This window comes from Paenibacillus sp. sgz302164, assembly GCF_056120505.1.
In genome coordinates this window covers 142191-157855 of record NZ_JBVYOL010000008.1, presented here as the reverse complement: position 1 = coordinate 157855, position 15665 = coordinate 142191, and the positions used below count along the sequence as shown (strand labels likewise).

The window sequence follows — 15665 nt, the reverse complement described above, 5'->3', positions numbered from 1 at the left end:
GGGTCTCCTTATACGCAATCTTAAATTTCCAAAGCATTAGACTCGTTGCGCGGTTTCCGCCGGAATCTTTTGCTCAAACGTTCTTTCGCATTCTCCAGCATTTCGTACACAATCGGAACAACAACAAGCGTCAAGACCGTCGAGGTAATGAGACCTCCTATAACGACTACCCCGAGTCCTTTGCCGATCAAAAGACCTTCGCCGGACATTCCCAATGCAAGGGGAAGCAAAGCCGCAATCGTTGCTCCGGCTGTCATAATAATCGGACGCAAGCGTACTTTCCCTGCTTCAATTAAGGCATGGCGGACAGATTTTCCTTCTTCTCTCAACTGCTGCGCACGGTCTACCAAAACGATGGCATTCGTAACGACAATACCGATAAGCATAAGGAAGCCGATCATTGAAGTTGCATTTAAAGCTTCTTTTGTTAAAAACAATCCAAGCAATCCTCCGATTACGGCGAGCGGCAGCGAGAAAAGAATGGCAAACGGCGCGCTTGCGTTGCCGAAGGCCAGAACCATAATCAAGTAGACAATGAGTATCGCAGCGGCCATGGCTACAAATAATTGAGAGAAGCTGTCGTTGATATCGTCCGTCACCCCTCCGGCTTTCGTAGTGACGCCATCAGGCAGCTCGATGCTTTTAAGCGCGGCGGCGACCTTGGCGCTAACGCCGCTTTTATCGTTCCCGATGATCTTGGCGGTTACCTTGACAAGCTGCTGCTGGTCTTCGCGCGTAAGCGAAGCTGCGCTCTTGATTTCATTGATTTTGGCAACCTCTTTCAATAAAACTGCCGAACCGTTTGAACTTGCTAAAGGGATATTTCCAAGCTTCTCAAGCGTATCTTTAGCCGATTTATTCATGGAAATCGTTGTCGTGTAAGTGACGTTGTCGAATTTCATATCCCCCAATTCCTCTTTTTGAACCCAGACACGCGCCGTATCCCGAACCGAAGAAGGGGTTAATCCGAAAGCCCTGGCTTTTTTCTGATCAACGGTAATTTCAATTCCGGTCTTGGCGTCGCTGAGATTATCTTCAATTTCAGTGAGTTCAGGGAATGTATTTAACTTGGCTTTCACAAGGGCCGCCGCTTTCTCCAATTGACTTTGGTCATCTCCTTTCAAGGAGTACGCAAAATCGGTGGATAAAGCCGCCATGTCTTCGCCGATTGACTTTGGCTCTACCGTTGACCCGGGGGGCAGCTCGGAGAGAATAAATGTTTTCGCTTGTTCTTTCACTGTCCTCACATCGACATTGTCGTTAACTTCAACGATGATTTGCGATGCATAGGGAGCCCGTTCTTTATCGTCGCCTGCATAACCTGCCAAAGCCTCCACGAATTTAAAAACAGGTTCACCCTTGGAATCCTTTTCGTTCAAAAAGATGGTTTCAATTTCTTTCGTCTTGGCGTCCGTCGATTCGAAGGAAGTCTCATAAGGCAGCTTTAGTTGAAAAGACATCGTTTGCGAATTTTTGGGACTGGGCAATAGCGAAACGGATAACGTAGGAAGCGTAACCGCTATAGTGACGACCAAGAGCAGGGCGGATACAAGCAATGTTTTTATGCGGTTGTTTAAACTCCATGACAATACCCGCTCATACATCGATGTCAATTTGGTCGGCTCGGAATCGTCATGATGTTTTTTCCCTTGTTTGCCGCGCAAGACCAATAGTTTAGCGAGCATAGGAATGACGGTCAAAGCTACAAGTAATGAGGCTAACAACGCACATGATATCGTTATAGCAAACGGTTTGATAAACTCTCCTATGAACCCGGATACCAGAGCCAGGGGAGCAAACACACCGGCTGTCGCCAAAGTTGACGAAGTGATCGCCGACGAAACTTGACTTGTAGCTAGCGCAATGACCGATTCTTTCCGTTCCTGCGCTTTCTCCAGGGAAGCGTAAATGTTCTCGATGACGACAATGGAATCGTCGACTACGCGCCCGATCGCCATAAATATGCCGCCGAGCGACATCGCGTTAAGCGTAATCCCCAATTTGTACATGAGCATGAGCGTAATGAGAATGGAGAGCGGCAGCGATACAAGCACAATAAGTGTCATTCGAACATTGCGTAAAAAGATCATAATCATCAGCGCAGCGAGCAGTGCGCCAACGACGCCTTCGCGTACCAGGCCGGTAATCGAATGCTTAATTTCTTCCGAGCTGTCAAACGTGTTTTTAAACGTAATGTTCGGCAGTGCGGTTTGCCATTCATGAATCTTTTTTTCGAGAGCGTTTGAAAATTCTACCGCATTGGCGCTGCCGGCCTTGTATAAAACCAACCCGATCGCAGGCTTGCCATCGAGTCTGCCGTTAAATTTGGATTCCGATATCGCCTTTACCTTCGCTACTTGATTGAGATTAACAATGTCCCCTTTGGAGGTTGTCATTTCAACATGCTCCAAATCGTAAAGGCTCTGAATATTCCCTGTTACATGGGCCATCTTATCGTTGCCGTTAATCTCGACGCTGCCGATCGGACTTTGGGCCGTAGCCGCTTTAATCGCATTGCTTACTTGCGATGGATTAAGGCCATATACACTGAGAGCATCCGCATCCAGCTCGATATCGAGCGACGTATCGCGGGCGCCGATAACATCCATGTGATCAATGCCGCTGATCCCTTCAAGTCCGGGTTTAATCGTGTCTTTGAAATGTTTGTCCAGCTCCGTCTGGCTCATGCCGTTGTCCGCATATGCGACCAAATAGTTGGACGGCGACGATGCCGCGCCAAAAGTAGAGGCTTTGGGCGTACCTGCTGTTTGCGGCAGCGAAACTTCAGCGAGCAGATCCTGGACATCCACCTTTTTCTTGTCCATGTCTACACCCTGTCTGAACTTAAGAATAATCGTGGAATAATTGTCGCTCGATGTCGAGGACATGGAATCCAGATCTGCCAAATTGGCCAGCTTCTTTTCGATCGGATCCGTAATTTCATCCATAACATCTTTAGGTGATCCTGTGTAGGTCGTAGTAACAGCCAAAACAGGAAATGAAACATTCGGCATGTTCTCCACCTGCAGCTTTGACGTTGAATAAAATCCGACTGCAAAAAGCATAATCATAATGATGAACAACGCTGAGACGTTTTTCATGGAAAAATGGGTTAATCGATTCATTCTGCACACCCTTCTCGATGTTTCTTTATCTTTTTGTTCTGTATGTACAATTTTAGTATGCCGGACAAATAAAAAAATCGTACATAAGGGCATGTACCTCATGTACGATAGGGCAATACATATATACGACTTTATATGCTGCATAGTTCAGAGATGGAGAATCCCCCGCTCTACCGATACGGCTACCGCTTCCGATCTGGAATCCACGCCAAGCTTGTTGTAAATATTCGTCAGATGCGCCTTTACCGTCCTTTCCGAGATTCCCATATCGAAAGCTATTTCTTTACTTCGAAAACCGCGTGCGATCGCCTGTAAAATCATCAGCTCTTTTTCAGTCATGACCGGTTTCTCCTGCCGGTTCTCCGGAACGGGGGCATGTTCTTTATAGGAGAACACTCTTGCCGTTATTTCAGGCTGGAGCAGCGTCTCTCCTCTTATGGCCGATTCAATTGTCCGAAACAAATGCTCGCGGCCCGTATCTTTTAATAGATACCCCTTCGCTCCCAATGCCAAACCTTTAATCATCAAATCATCTTCATTATAAGTTGTAAGAATAATGACAGGCGTTTCAATCCGCCTCTCTTTCATGAGCTTCATGGTTTCCATCCCGCTCATAACAGGCATATTCAAGTCCATCAAAATGACATCAGGCTTAAGCTCTTCTAGCAAAGTCAAAGCAACCTTTCCATTCTCCGCTTCGCCAATGACTTGAAATTTATCGTTGGTTTCAAGAATAAGCTTCAGACCTTCTCTGACAACTAAATGATCGTCTACAATCAACACTTTATGACTCATACCGAATCTCCTTTGAATAAAGGCGCCTCAATGTCAATACTCGTTCCTTCCTGAGCGCCGCTTTGAATATGGACCTTTCCCCCAATTAAACGTACCCGCTCATAAATGCCGAGCAAACCGTAATGGCCTGATTGTTTGCCGATCATATTCGTATGAAAACCCTTCCCGTCATCCTTAATCCGAATGTGCAGATTATCCGCGTCTTCCCTTACAGTTAATGAAACATGCTCGGCCTGAGCATGACGGGCCACATTTGTCAAACATTCGCTAATGATGTGCAGCCCATGTTCCATTAATAATCCGGATAACGGAGTTCTAATCCCCATATCAAAAGAAACTTGGATGCCTGTCGCATTCGTAAAACGCAAGGTTTCACCGCGGACCGCATCGGCAAAATCGATCCCTGACGCCGATTTCGCTCTTAGATCGTCAATGGCATGCCGCGCAGCTGACAGCGTTTTTCTCGCTCCAACCATGGACTGCAGAACAATTTCTTGCGCCCTGTTCGTATTTCCATTTGATAAATGGGCATCCACTGCTTCCAACTGCATAATAAGCCCGGCAAGCCCTTGCGCCAACGTATCGTGCAAATCGCGCGCCATCCGTTGGCGTTCGTTCACCAGCGTCAACTCCTCCACTTGGCGATGAGCCTGTTCCAGTTCGCTAAGAAACATTTGCGTGCGAATCCTGGCATGTATTTGCTTGAAAAAAAGCATCGCATAAGCGACAACCGCAATGGTAAATAAGATCAATAACGGCACAAATAGCAGTAATTCTTTTGTAACGTTTAAAAGCACAAAGGCCATATCGTGCAAGCCGAACAGAAAGAGTGAAACGAATCCCACTTTTAAATAATGATAATACACGCCGACGCTTTGCCCGATCAGAATTGGAAATAAGCCGGTTAGAGCAGCAGAAAAGCCGTTGGGCATCACAAACGCGCTGACAAAGATCAGCAGCCCCTGCGCGATAAAATAAATCCATGGCCTGAAGGCTACAATGGAACTTGAGAACCAATGCAAGACAATATGAATGAAAATGATGACAGTAAAAAGAAGAAGTTTGAGCGGAATAAATGCTGCAGTCGTTTGCAATATGACGGTTGTAATATAAACTAAAGCTACCCATATGACGATTGGAACCCTGGAAACCAGCAACCCGTTACTCTCATCTTGATGATTGAAACTGCTTGGTATATAACGAGTATTTTTATCGCGATCCATTATGCACCCCTTTCTGCATATTATTATAACAAGAAATTGGCCGTTTCAATTGTACTTTCGTGCATACCCGTTCGTACATCATAAGCCGCTTATGTCGATTTTACTTTTTCTCTTTTCGCCTTTCTTACGAACCAGATCACTAAAGCGGAGGCAATCAAAACAACTAACCCGATTACTAAATATCGATGTATCGTTTCGGTAACGGTGCGCCAATGCTCGCCTAAATACGTACCTAAAGTGATAAATGTGACAGCCCAGATCATGGCTCCAGGCGCTGCATAAAGACTAAAGCTTCGATACGACCATTTGCTGATTCCAGCGCTGTACGCCGTTAAATGACGGACTCCTGGAATGAAGTACCCGATGGTGAGGGCAAACTTTCCAAAACGCTTGAACCAGTGCTGTGTTTTATCTAACTTCTCTTTTGTGATATGAATTTTACGCCCATATTTCTCCAAAAGCGGATACCCGAATTTATATCCAATCAAATAGCTGACGGACATGCCGGTAAAGCTGCCTAGTACCGAAACAATCAATGTCGGAACATAATGAAGCTTGCCTTTCGAAATTAAAAATCCCGAAAACGTCATTAAAATCTCGTCCGGCACCGGCAAGCCAATAATACCAAGCACCAAGGCACCGAAAATGCCTATATAGCCATAGTGGGCAATGAACCATAAAAGCTTATGCTGAAACATGGAAGTGTTTCTCCTTCTCAGGTTGTGGTTTTTCTTTTTAGTTTTTCCAAAACCCGCAATGTCATAACCCCGAATATATATCTCGATACCGGACCTGTTGATACTTCTCAGTATTTTCATTATGATGGAACTAAAAAATTCGCTAATGGGAGGATTTCAATGAGCAAACGTTATCGGATTACAAGAGAATTTAAGGAAAATGGAACTCCGGAACAAGGCATCTCTTTGGAAGAGTGCAAACGGTATTTTTCGTCCAAACCCGACTTTGCCTATACTTCGGTATTTACGGTGACAGGGTCTACCACCATGTCTATTGAGGGGGATTTTTTCATGTGGAGCTGCGGCGAAAGCAAGATCCCTTTCCGGCATTATCAGGGGGATATTTATGTGTCCGGCGGAAGTGAAGCGGTCATCCCCAAAGTGATGGAGATTGCCGGCGAATTGGACGCGGATGTGCTGGAAGGATAATCCGGCGGAAACGATAGCATGAGGCCATCCCCGCAATTGGGGATGGCCTCAAAAAAGCTTATACGAGGCCTGCCGGTATGCCTCAAATATGCGATCTATTTCCTCAACATGTCCATAAGATGGCCCCCTCACACTAATCGAAATATCTTATTATGTTATCTCGCGTGATCCCGCGGCACTATCACGTTTTGATATTTAACAACTACTACCTCTACACTTTCGTAATTTCATGTTACCCATTCTCCCTGTTTCATTAGCTTCACCCATCCGCCCGAGGGCAATTCGGCACTCACGTCCATCTCCGAAGAGCCAAACATAAAATCAACGTGAACGATACTCTGATTTATGCCGCGCTCCGATAATTGCTCCTTTGTCATTTTCTCCCCGCCCTTTAGATTAAAAGGATAGGCGGAACCAAATGCGATGTGACAAGATGAGTTTTCATCGTAAAGTGTGTTGAAAAAGTTAATTCCTTCCTTAGCTAGCAGCGTACTATTGGGTACAAGCGCGACCTCTCCCAAATATTGCGAACCCTCATCCGTTTGAAAGAGATATTGAAGGGTATCCTCTCCATAATTGGCGCGAAAATCGCATACTTTACCTTGCTTAAACGTTATCTCGAAATCCTTGATAAGTTTGCCGCCATGATACAGCGTTTTCGTGCCCCGCACTTTACCATTCACTCCTGTACGTAAAGGCGCTGTGAAGCATTCCTCCGTCGGAACGTTAGGCATAAAGTAATTCCCCTTCTCTGTCGTACTTCCTCCACCGATCCACATATGATCCATCGGCAGTTCAATTGTAAGATCAGTCCCGGGTGAGGTAAAATGCAACTGGCGGTATTTTGCATTATTCAATTGCAGTAATTTCCCCTGGATCTCCTTAATCCGCGCATTCCAAGCCCCTATGGGATCAATTTGATCCGCACGGGTAACTCGGAAGACGATTTCCCATAGCTTGGACAAGCCTAACTCCTCAGGTAAAGCGGGAAATACCTGCTTCGCCCATTCTTGGGTCGGCAAAGCAACCACAACCCAACTTACTTTATTGGTCATGCGATAGTGCCGATATTCCTGAAGAGCGCGACCGCTCGTGCGTTGAAATAAAGCGACTCGCTCAGTAGGTACGTTCTTCATCATTCCGGGTTGTGGCGCTTGAACCGTGATAAAGGCCGCCCCCTGTCTTGCCCTATCCGTATAACCTTGTGATTTCCAAATTGGATAGTCTTCCAATGATGCAATAGAGGAACGCAACAATTTGGTACGGTGGACCACGCTATCGCTCCACTCAACATCGACCGATTCGGCACCGAAATCATATGCGCATTCAACCAGGAGACGGACAAATTCAGCCGCCACTATTGGCGCATCTATTACTACCTTTTGGCCATATTGAACATTTATCCCTAGACGTATAACGATTTCCGCATACGATTTTAATTTATTGTAAAAAGCAGACATATACACCCAACCTTCTATGAGATAAACCTCTATCGAGGCCTTTCGAAGATGAGCGACCGCGTTTAGAGGTAGGTTTATTCGCCAATAAGAAGGCTGTTCTTCACGCTTTAGTGCTGTAAAGAACTTAAACATTCTTATGTGGTAAAAAATTGTTTAACTCAATGATTTTTGATTTAAATGTTTAATACATCCGACCTGAAGCTCCCTTTCACGTTTCTCCTTATTTTCGTCTCAAGCTTATGATCTTTTAACTTCCCGGCAATAAAATCCGCATCTTCTTTGTTGCCTGAATACACCGTCACCCCACCGGTTCGATCGACCTCCAGGACAGTGACGATCGCCTTCTCGGGAGGCAATTCCGGAAAAACCTCACAGAGACAAGATGTAACGTAATCGATACCATTGCAGTCATCGTCTACTAGCATCACATTAAACTCACCATTGCTTGGTACAGCTATTTCCGCCCAACGCTTTGTTGAAATCGTTTTCCATACACTCAAGACTACTCGTTCGAATTCACTTTCGCCTAACTTTGTCATACGCCCCCAGAGACCAGGTAGGATTTCTTGTTTGGGAGGATCGAAGATTAGGATGTCCGAGGCCAGCTCCAAGCTTACGTTTGGTTTTTGCGCGATGAACGTTAGTTGAAATTTAAGTTCTTCCAGATCCGCGGGGGTATGGATGCAATTTGCAAAGGCACCAAGCGAAAACTTTTTTCTGATAATATCTTTAATCTTCTTGGTTTTTTGGATTGCATCAGCACCAATAAGGATTCTCATGGTTAGCAGCTTCTCGGCCAGGTACTTATGCAATAACTGCATTGTTATTGGATAATTTGCATAGTTAGGCCAAAGCATATCTAAATCGCCTCTCGTGAACTTGACATCGAATTTTCGAATTGCTTCTAGTTCAGCATCTTTAATTTGCAGCTCCAATTCTTCAAGTAATAGAGGGTTGTCTAATCCGTCAGGCTTAATCAAAATAAATGACACGCTATCAAGAAGGGGAATTCTATCGGATTGGTCCCCATTATTCTCGTTCACTGCCATTATCTTCACCCCACATAATTATGGTTATTTGTAAAAAGTTATCACGCCGGACAAGACACCTTTATGTATGGATCCCCGCGAGATGGATGAACGGGCGCAACGAAGTTTCGGTTAATTCCTTTTTATCGGGGAATTCTACCAATCGCGACGCTTCGAGTCGAATCGCTCGCCCCTTGGCCACTTCAACACACGGCTCCCCGTCCAGGCCTAGCTGTCTCCAAACTTGGCTTGAGATGGTTGGAATAATGGGGGCTCCTAATAGCGGTAAGCCAAGAAGCCATTCGCGTCGGTCCATGCTTCCGTCTTGCATCCAGTTATCCAGAATCACAGTTGCTGCTTTTAAATCAAATTTGCCGGGAAAAAGTGATTCGGATTGCTCGGCCACTGCATTCGCAATCCGGTCGCTATACATAAATGATTCAGAATGACGGACGGTCTCAAGCGCAGCATCGAGACGGTGAACGCACCACTGTCGGAATGACATTACCGAATCGATAAAATCGGTAATTTTAATATCGGCCGCGCCAGTATCGAGCGAAGTATGCGACAAAAAATATCGAATTTCATCGGAAGAAATCTCCGTTTCAGGATCAAGAATTTCCTTAATCCAAATACCGTGGCGTTTACTCGTCGAACATTTCTCCCCTTCAAGAAAGAGCATTCCATTTACAAGCGTATAATCGAAAGGTTTATACAAACCTTCTGTTCCTTGGGAAATCACGTGCGGGGCGATAAGGCCCGGAGTAGAGTTATCGTTACCGAAAACGCCGATCGTAGTCACGTTGCTATTGGACATGAACGGGTTTACCTCCGTTCCTTCGAGCAATTTGTAAACTTCCCCGCAGTATACACTGTATAAATAATACGGATTGGACAGAACGAAACCTTCGGGAACTAAATTGCTGCGAATTCCCCATGTTCCGGGGCCGGTTAGTCTGATACGCCCCTTCCTGAGGGAAAGATAACGTTCGGCGGCTTGCATCCAAATCGGTCGAACGCCGGAACGCTTCAGCGATTCAATGATATTTGTTTGCTCATTTGGCGCTACGAACCAACTTTCTATCGTTCTCCATTCCAATGTACTATTGTCTAACCTAGATCTTGGTTGAACGATCTCTTCAGGTTGGAAGTGTGCGCCACAGTACACGCATGAACTTCCTCCACAAGGCTTGTTGCAATAAGGACAACTCCCTGCAATCCATGTCCCGATGATCGCGTCTCCCGTTTCTGCCGAGTATGGTACTCGTTCGCTTACGAGAGTGGCATTGCCCGTGTTCTGCAATGTAAGAAGCGTCTTCTCGTGCGTGTCCAAATAGCCGGCAAAGTGCGACTCCGCGCGAGGATCGATCCAAGTATCTAACCGAATATTCAAGAGCTTAAGATCTTGCTGAATTCCTTTATGATATAGATCACAAACCGTATCCGGATCTTTCCCGTCTCGAAGGGTTTCAGCCAGCACCCAATTTTCGAAAACGTCGCTTCCGGTAATGACCCGCACGCTATACCCTTGCAATCGAAGTGAACGAGCAAGGGTATCCGCACGTAAATACGTTCCCGCTCCATGACCAATATGCAGCCGCCCGTTTGGGGTCGGCTGCATGGGGACAATTAATACGTTACGATTCACTTATTTCCCCTCCTGTCTTTCACATAATTTAACTCTAGCAAGTTTGTATGTGAAAGGACTCACTTATTTTCTTTATGACCAGATCAAGATCTTGCTGACCGGATATCTGAGCAAACACTAATCCGCATATGGCAGAAGAATCTATTAAACCGGTTACCACATCACCCGGTTTTACTTTCATGTCGACCTCGATTAATCCGGGTACGGATGCAAAGTCTTCCGGCGTACTGATTGATGCTATAGTCCCCAATTGGGTCGGCAGCAGCAGTTCGGCAATTTGCTTTCCGGCATATCGAAGATCGTTTGACTCCCACGTGTACTTCTCGCCGAGAGAAGCAGCGATATGTGCCGCCCATGAGTCAAATCCGCTATGGAGCTGAAGCATTCTACGAATTCCGGCGCCGCCGGGACGACATGCAATTTCCCCGGCAAATACCCCATCTGCCGCTTTGAGTACTTCAAAATGTGTCACTCCGTTCGTCAACCCCACCGCAGCAACTGTACGTGCATGCATGTCTTGGAGAAAAGAAAACATCGGATCACTGCTCTCAATCGTGTAGGAACCGTGAATTTCGGAAGCGTAATCAAGAACCGGTCGAACATAACGCGATATTTGGACGTATACTACGCAGCCATCCTCAACATATCCATCGCAATGATACTCTTCCTCAAGCTGCAAAAAACGTTCAACGATTACAGGAAACCTCTTAGCTGAAGTCGATGAGGGAGCATGTAGCCGATTGAGATACTCTTGTCCGGATGAAGATAACAGCTCTTCTTCTGTTGCAAAAACGAACGTCTGATCGGCTCCTCCCCCGATTACCGGTTTAACTATAATCGGCCAACCAATCTTCTTGCCGGCTTCGGCCACACCACTAGGAGTGCTTGCAAGGAAGTAATCCGCCGTAGGCAATCCGGCCGCAGCAAATCGGCGCTTCATTGTATATTTGTTCGTACAGTTGAGAACCGTTTCAAATGATGGTCCTGCCAACCCAAGATAAGTTCGCATATATGCTCCGGCGGGCGCTGCACGTTCAGAAAGAGAAACTACGGCAGAATATGGAGAACACTCCCTCTGCTTCATGAGAGCTTCCATGGTTCCGGAGGGGTTGTTTAGATCCTCTACAACAACAACATCAATACCCGAAGGGTACATATCAACAAAGCGCCCTTCCGTCACGAATGTCACTTGTAGGTCCGGTCGAGCAAGAAGTACCTCCGATTGGACTTTATTACTGGTGTTAGTAACCAAAATCGATTTCATTGGACATCACCTCATAATTTTCTTAGTTGTTCGTTCTGACTCCATCAACAATCTCAAGTACCGATAATAAAGATGTAATTCGATCACCGTCCCATTGATTCCCGTCGTTCCTGTCCAGCAATATTGGATGCATCCCTGCCCGAGCAGCTCCTTCAAGCTCTTTATCGTGCCCATCGCCTATATATATGCAATGGGCATTTTCTACTCCGAGCCGGTTGGCTGCATACGAGAAAATTTTAACATCAGGCTTCATAATCCCGATTTCAGCGGACAATACCACTTGATGAAGTAACGGGGCCAACTTCGAATCGGCTAATAATTCTTTGACATCACTGCTGCAGTTGGACACAACAGCCGTTTTTACGCCCTGCGAACGCAATGTGCTTAGAACCGTGAACGCGTCGACATCCGGTGTTTGAAACGATAAACCGTGGACTTGTTTTCGTACGCGAATGGCCTCCATGATCTTATCTTTACTCCACTTTGCCCCCATTTGTTCATTGAGCCAATGAAGATACTCGAGCAGATCCCCCGTCTCGCGCCGATTTCGGGTTTCCTCCCAATTTTTGCTGAATACATCGGGAGCGATGCCAAGAACTCGCGAAGTCTCTAAGAAAGCATAGGTTTTAATTGGTTCGGGGAGCGGAATTAAGGTTTTCCATAAGTCAAACACAACGGCATGAATACGTCTGTTTTGCATATTAGCCCCCTAATCGTCAATTCTTAACCGGAGCTTGAATCGTGGATTTCTCCAATCCGAATTATCGACAACCACATCAGCATTTTCGTAAGGACGATATTTATTTATATAGCAACGTTGAGCCGGAAAGTATTTACTGTCATACTTCCGAAGAACTTCCTCTCCCTGTACCGGTACATCCCGTAACCGTGCCCTCTTCATTACGACATCCTCAGGGATGTCCAGGTATACAAAAAAATCAATATACGATCTGGTTTCCGGACGGAAGAGGAATACCCCTTCCAAGAGTACGATGGTATCAGGGGACACCGAGTACTTACATTGCAACGTCCATGTATCCGTGGGGAGATCCAAATGGATTAAAGTCGTTTCCAACCTTCCTAACCTACGGATTGGATCTAACACTTCTTGAGCCAAACGTTTAAAGTCAATACTGTTTCTAAAATATTGTTCCGGTTCCGATAAAGTGGGGTTGTAACGAACGGACTTTTCATTATGGAAATTGTCTACGTGTACAACTTGTACTTTATGTCCCTTCCCCAATACCTCCGCCAGTTCTTTCACTAGTTGAGTTTTCCCAGCTGTATCAACGCCCGTAATTCCAACAATCAATGGTTTCCCAGGCATCCGATTCTTACGAATGATATCACTCAGCTCTCCAAGGAATCTCCTTCGGCTGTCGGTAATCACCCAAGACTCCCCCCGTCATGAATGGCTAGCTCTAAACGATTGGCCAATCGACTGTACAATCCGTTGCCGTATGCGGCATTGTCGCGACGGTTGCGGGGCGTGGGTTCAACTCTCAACACAGATAGGTTGCCAAACTTCCTTTCTCCAATTACGGCTGCCCCCTCTTCATCGGCTTCCAGCCGTTTGACTGAATCCGTAGAACGTACCAATTCGTTTGAAACATAAATATCAGGTGCCGTACCATGATAACCAAGCGCTTGAACAATGATCCCAGCTCCGTCCAGTACGTCGGATGCATCGCTTAATTTATTGATTTGCTGGATTCTTGCCCCCGGAATATTGCCGTTCCACAAATCGCAATACAGTTCCTTCGACCCGTGACGTAATCCGGAGTCCCTGAAGACGATTCCGGTAACTGGACACACATCACTGGACGAATTAAAAAGGTATTCGCGCCCTGACACCTGTTCTTTGATCGCTTCTTCCACGGATTGGTACATAAGTCGAGCTAAACTCCGTTGCAGGACAACAATCGGAGGGCGGCGATACTCCTTGTGCTCATTTTCCAGCTTCATGGCGAGATCTAGTAACACCCGTGTCGCAGACATTGCGCTGTGAGAACTTCCCGCAATAACAATCGGTTCGTCGCGCAGACGCAGCAGTACCTTACTTAGGTTCTCTTGATATGCAGCGCTAATCACTATGCTTGAGGACCAAACTTTATGACGCCACGTTTCTAGTTCTGCATGGGGCCGCTCCGTTCTACCCGTCGCCAATAGCACATGCGAGGCTTCAAGTATTTCCCCACTGTCTGTGTGTAATCTTACGGGGCCATCGAGCTGATCCATTTCGATTTTTTTCACAAGCGTCCCTAGTCGAACAGCGGGTGAACCTCCTAAGCTATCGTTAATCACTCGTCCGATCTCATGAAGTGCAGCAGCCAACACATCCGTATTGACGGGTTTCGTAGCTTGAGCAACAGACCTGACTTGTAAATTATCGGAGAGTACTTTAAAGGGTCCCCGGTAACTTAATTCTTTAAAAAGGCTTGCGCCAATTGAAGAAGTTGTAACCATATAATTACCGAATGCACCTGGTCCAAGGGAGCGCTCCTTCTCTACTATAGAAATACGGTAATTCAATAATTCTGGGGCGGATGCGAGAAATGTCGATGTCCGAAATCCCCCTCCAACGATGGCTAGATCGAAATTTGGAATTGTCGAATTCATATTCTTCTCCTTTTCGGCTACTAAGTGCCCAGAACCTCGTATAAGCAGCTTTCAAATCGATCGCACAACTCTTCCGCTTCTTGCATGGTAATTGTTAACGGCGGGCGAATTTTCAATACGTTTCCGAAACCATACCTAGACGTTCTCATGATTAATCCATGATGAAAAGCTTTTTTCTTAAGGTAATTTGTAAGCTTCTCATCAGGAATGCCATCGTCGCCGACGATTTCGATCCCGATCATGAGCCCGACACCACGAACATCGCCTATAGCGGAATATCTCTCTTTTAACCTCATGAGGCGTCCCATAATATATTCACCGGTCTTGGTGACGTTCCGGAGGAACTCGGCATTATCGATAATTTCTAAAGTTTTTAGCGCAGCAGTCGCCGATATCAAGTTTGAACCATAAGTAAAGGAATGATGGTGTCCTTCCATTGTAGAGTACTCTGGTTTCGAGATAATCGCTGCTACCTGAAAGCCTGTCCCGCCAAGACCTTTCGCTACAGTAATAATATCCGGGACTACACCATAGTATTGGGCTGCAAACATATACCCCGTTCTCCCGATTCCCGTTTGAATCTCGTCAAAGATTAAAGTAATTCCTCTTTCATCGCACAGCTTGCGCAACGCTGGGAAATATTCCGGCGGCGGTGTAATATTGTCTCCATTCCCTAAAATCGGTTCAACGATGATGGAAGATACCTGCCCTGAACTCGCATAATCAATAAAGTCATTAATTCTCTCAACGCACAACATTCCACAAGTTTCCGGTCTTTGGTTATAAAAGCAACGATAACAATAGGCCGGCGGAACATGTACGATACCGGGTTGACCCAGCCTAAAAGGCTCTTTCCGGAATGAGTTCCCAGATGCATACATGGTATAAATGGTTTGCCCTACATGAGAGCGAAACAAGGAGATCACATCTGTTTTTCCAGAATAGTGTTGAGCCATCTTGATCGCGCCCTCATTGGCGGTGGACCCTCCCGACACCTTTAAATGTACCTTCGTCAATCCCTCCGGACTAACATCGATTAATTTTTTTACTAACTCACCGACAGGTTTCGTCATGTAACTGGATGTCACATGAATCAACTTATCAGCCTGATTCTTTACCGCTTCAATGACTTCAGGGTGGCTGTACCCGAGGCTTAAGTTAAATGTCGCGGACGCGCAGTCGATATACGATTTACCGTTATTGTCCGTTAAATAAATTCCACGACCTTCCACCATAATTACATCATCGGTTGGAGTAAAGAAATACTCGTTTAACTCCAACAAACCATTCTCTGCCGCTTCTCCGTTAGATTCCAACAGCTCCATTGTATGGGTATC

At 45.9% G+C, this 15665-nt stretch carries 13 protein-coding genes; 1 reads left to right on the top strand and 12 read right to left on the bottom strand.

Annotated elements, in window-relative coordinates; genetic code table 11:
• Window positions 1-20 precede the first annotated feature (20 nt).
• The 4 genes from AC0LWT_RS15265 to AC0LWT_RS15250 form a co-directional block, all read right to left on the bottom strand.
• The gene (locus AC0LWT_RS15265; protein ID WP_474682115.1) at window positions 21-3125 is read right to left on the bottom strand and encodes an efflux RND transporter permease subunit; all 3105 of its coding nucleotides are present in this window, start codon (window positions 3123-3125) and stop codon (window positions 21-23) included.
• A 147-nt stretch (window positions 3126-3272) separates the two neighbouring features.
• Window positions 3273-3920 (bottom strand): response regulator, encoded by a 648-nt coding sequence (locus AC0LWT_RS15260; RefSeq protein ID WP_474682114.1) that lies wholly within the window; start codon window positions 3918-3920, stop codon window positions 3273-3275.
• Window positions 3917-5143, bottom strand: a complete 1227-nt coding sequence (locus AC0LWT_RS15255) for a sensor histidine kinase (protein ID WP_474682113.1) — start codon at window positions 5141-5143, stop codon at window positions 3917-3919. Before AC0LWT_RS15255 ends, AC0LWT_RS15260 begins: the two co-directional genes overlap by 4 nt.
• 89 nt (window positions 5144-5232) lie before the next feature.
• Window positions 5233-5841 carry a DedA family protein gene (locus AC0LWT_RS15250; protein WP_474682112.1) on the bottom strand — a complete coding sequence of 203 codons (609 nt, stop codon included), beginning with the start codon at window positions 5839-5841 and terminating at the stop codon, window positions 5233-5235.
• A 159-nt stretch (window positions 5842-6000) separates the two neighbouring features.
• Here AC0LWT_RS15250 and AC0LWT_RS15245 point away from each other — a divergent pair, with 159 nt between their 5' ends.
• Window positions 6001-6309, top strand: coding sequence for a hypothetical protein (locus tag AC0LWT_RS15245; protein WP_474682111.1), 309 nt, complete (start codon window positions 6001-6003; stop codon window positions 6307-6309).
• 227 nt (window positions 6310-6536) lie between these two features.
• Here AC0LWT_RS15245 and AC0LWT_RS15240 read toward each other — a convergent pair whose 3' ends face one another.
• From AC0LWT_RS15240 to AC0LWT_RS15205, 8 genes are all read right to left on the bottom strand, one after another.
• Window positions 6537-7769 carry an aminopeptidase gene (locus AC0LWT_RS15240; RefSeq protein ID WP_474682110.1) on the bottom strand — a complete coding sequence of 411 codons (1233 nt, stop codon included), beginning with the start codon at window positions 7767-7769 and terminating at the stop codon, window positions 6537-6539.
• A gap of 173 nt (window positions 7770-7942) precedes the next feature.
• Window positions 7943-8818, bottom strand: coding sequence for an ATP-dependent Clp protease adaptor ClpS (locus AC0LWT_RS15235; protein WP_474682109.1), 876 nt, complete (start codon window positions 8816-8818; stop codon window positions 7943-7945).
• A 61-nt stretch (window positions 8819-8879) separates the two neighbouring features.
• Window positions 8880-10445, bottom strand: coding sequence for a class I tRNA ligase family protein (locus AC0LWT_RS15230; RefSeq protein ID WP_474682108.1), 1566 nt, complete (start codon window positions 10443-10445; stop codon window positions 8880-8882).
• Between the two features lie 34 nt (window positions 10446-10479).
• Window positions 10480-11709 carry an ATP-grasp domain-containing protein gene (locus tag AC0LWT_RS15225; protein ID WP_474682107.1) on the bottom strand — a complete coding sequence of 410 codons (1230 nt, stop codon included), beginning with the start codon at window positions 11707-11709 and terminating at the stop codon, window positions 10480-10482.
• A 22-nt stretch (window positions 11710-11731) separates the two neighbouring features.
• Window positions 11732-12409, bottom strand: coding sequence for an HAD family hydrolase (locus tag AC0LWT_RS15220; RefSeq protein WP_474682106.1), 678 nt, complete (start codon window positions 12407-12409; stop codon window positions 11732-11734).
• Window positions 12410-12418: 9 nt separating this feature from the next.
• A complete protein-coding gene (locus AC0LWT_RS15215) occupies window positions 12419-13099 on the bottom strand; it encodes a nucleoside/nucleotide kinase family protein (RefSeq protein WP_474682105.1) in 681 nt (226 codons plus the stop codon).
• Window positions 13096-14328 carry an FAD/NAD(P)-binding protein gene (locus AC0LWT_RS15210; RefSeq protein ID WP_474682104.1) on the bottom strand — a complete coding sequence of 411 codons (1233 nt, stop codon included), beginning with the start codon at window positions 14326-14328 and terminating at the stop codon, window positions 13096-13098. Before AC0LWT_RS15210 ends, AC0LWT_RS15215 begins: the two co-directional genes overlap by 4 nt.
• Before the next feature lie 20 nt (window positions 14329-14348).
• The gene (locus AC0LWT_RS15205) at window positions 14349-15563 is read right to left on the bottom strand and encodes an aspartate aminotransferase family protein (protein ID WP_474682273.1); all 1215 of its coding nucleotides are present in this window, start codon (window positions 15561-15563) and stop codon (window positions 14349-14351) included.
• Between the last annotated feature and the right edge of the window lie 102 nt (window positions 15564-15665).

Excerpts from the sequence above, each read along its gene's own strand:
- AC0LWT_RS15210 (WP_474682104.1), bottom strand. The coding sequence starts at position 14,328 with ATGAATTCGACAATTCCAAATTTCGATCTAGCCATCGTTGGAGGGGGA.
- AC0LWT_RS15245 (WP_474682111.1), top strand. The coding sequence starts at position 6,001 with ATGAGCAAACGTTATCGGATTACAAGAGAATTTAAGGAAAATGGAACT.
- AC0LWT_RS15225 (WP_474682107.1), bottom strand. The coding sequence starts at position 11,709 with ATGAAATCGATTTTGGTTACTAACACCAGTAATAAAGTCCAATCGGAG.
- AC0LWT_RS15255 (WP_474682113.1), bottom strand. The coding sequence starts at position 5,143 with ATGGATCGCGATAAAAATACTCGTTATATACCAAGCAGTTTCAATCAT.
- AC0LWT_RS15240 (WP_474682110.1), bottom strand. The coding sequence starts at position 7,769 with ATGTCTGCTTTTTACAATAAATTAAAATCGTATGCGGAAATCGTTATA.
- AC0LWT_RS15260 (WP_474682114.1), bottom strand. The coding sequence starts at position 3,920 with ATGAGTCATAAAGTGTTGATTGTAGACGATCATTTAGTTGTCAGAGAA.
- AC0LWT_RS15220 (WP_474682106.1), bottom strand. The coding sequence starts at position 12,409 with ATGCAAAACAGACGTATTCATGCCGTTGTGTTTGACTTATGGAAAACC.
- AC0LWT_RS15205 (WP_474682273.1), bottom strand. The coding sequence starts at position 15,563 with ATGGTGGAAGGTCGTGGAATTTATTTAACGGACAATAACGGTAAATCG.
- AC0LWT_RS15265 (WP_474682115.1), bottom strand. The coding sequence starts at position 3,125 with ATGAATCGATTAACCCATTTTTCCATGAAAAACGTCTCAGCGTTGTTC.
- AC0LWT_RS15235 (WP_474682109.1), bottom strand. The coding sequence starts at position 8,818 with ATGGCAGTGAACGAGAATAATGGGGACCAATCCGATAGAATTCCCCTT.
- AC0LWT_RS15250 (WP_474682112.1), bottom strand. The coding sequence starts at position 5,841 with ATGTTTCAGCATAAGCTTTTATGGTTCATTGCCCACTATGGCTATATA.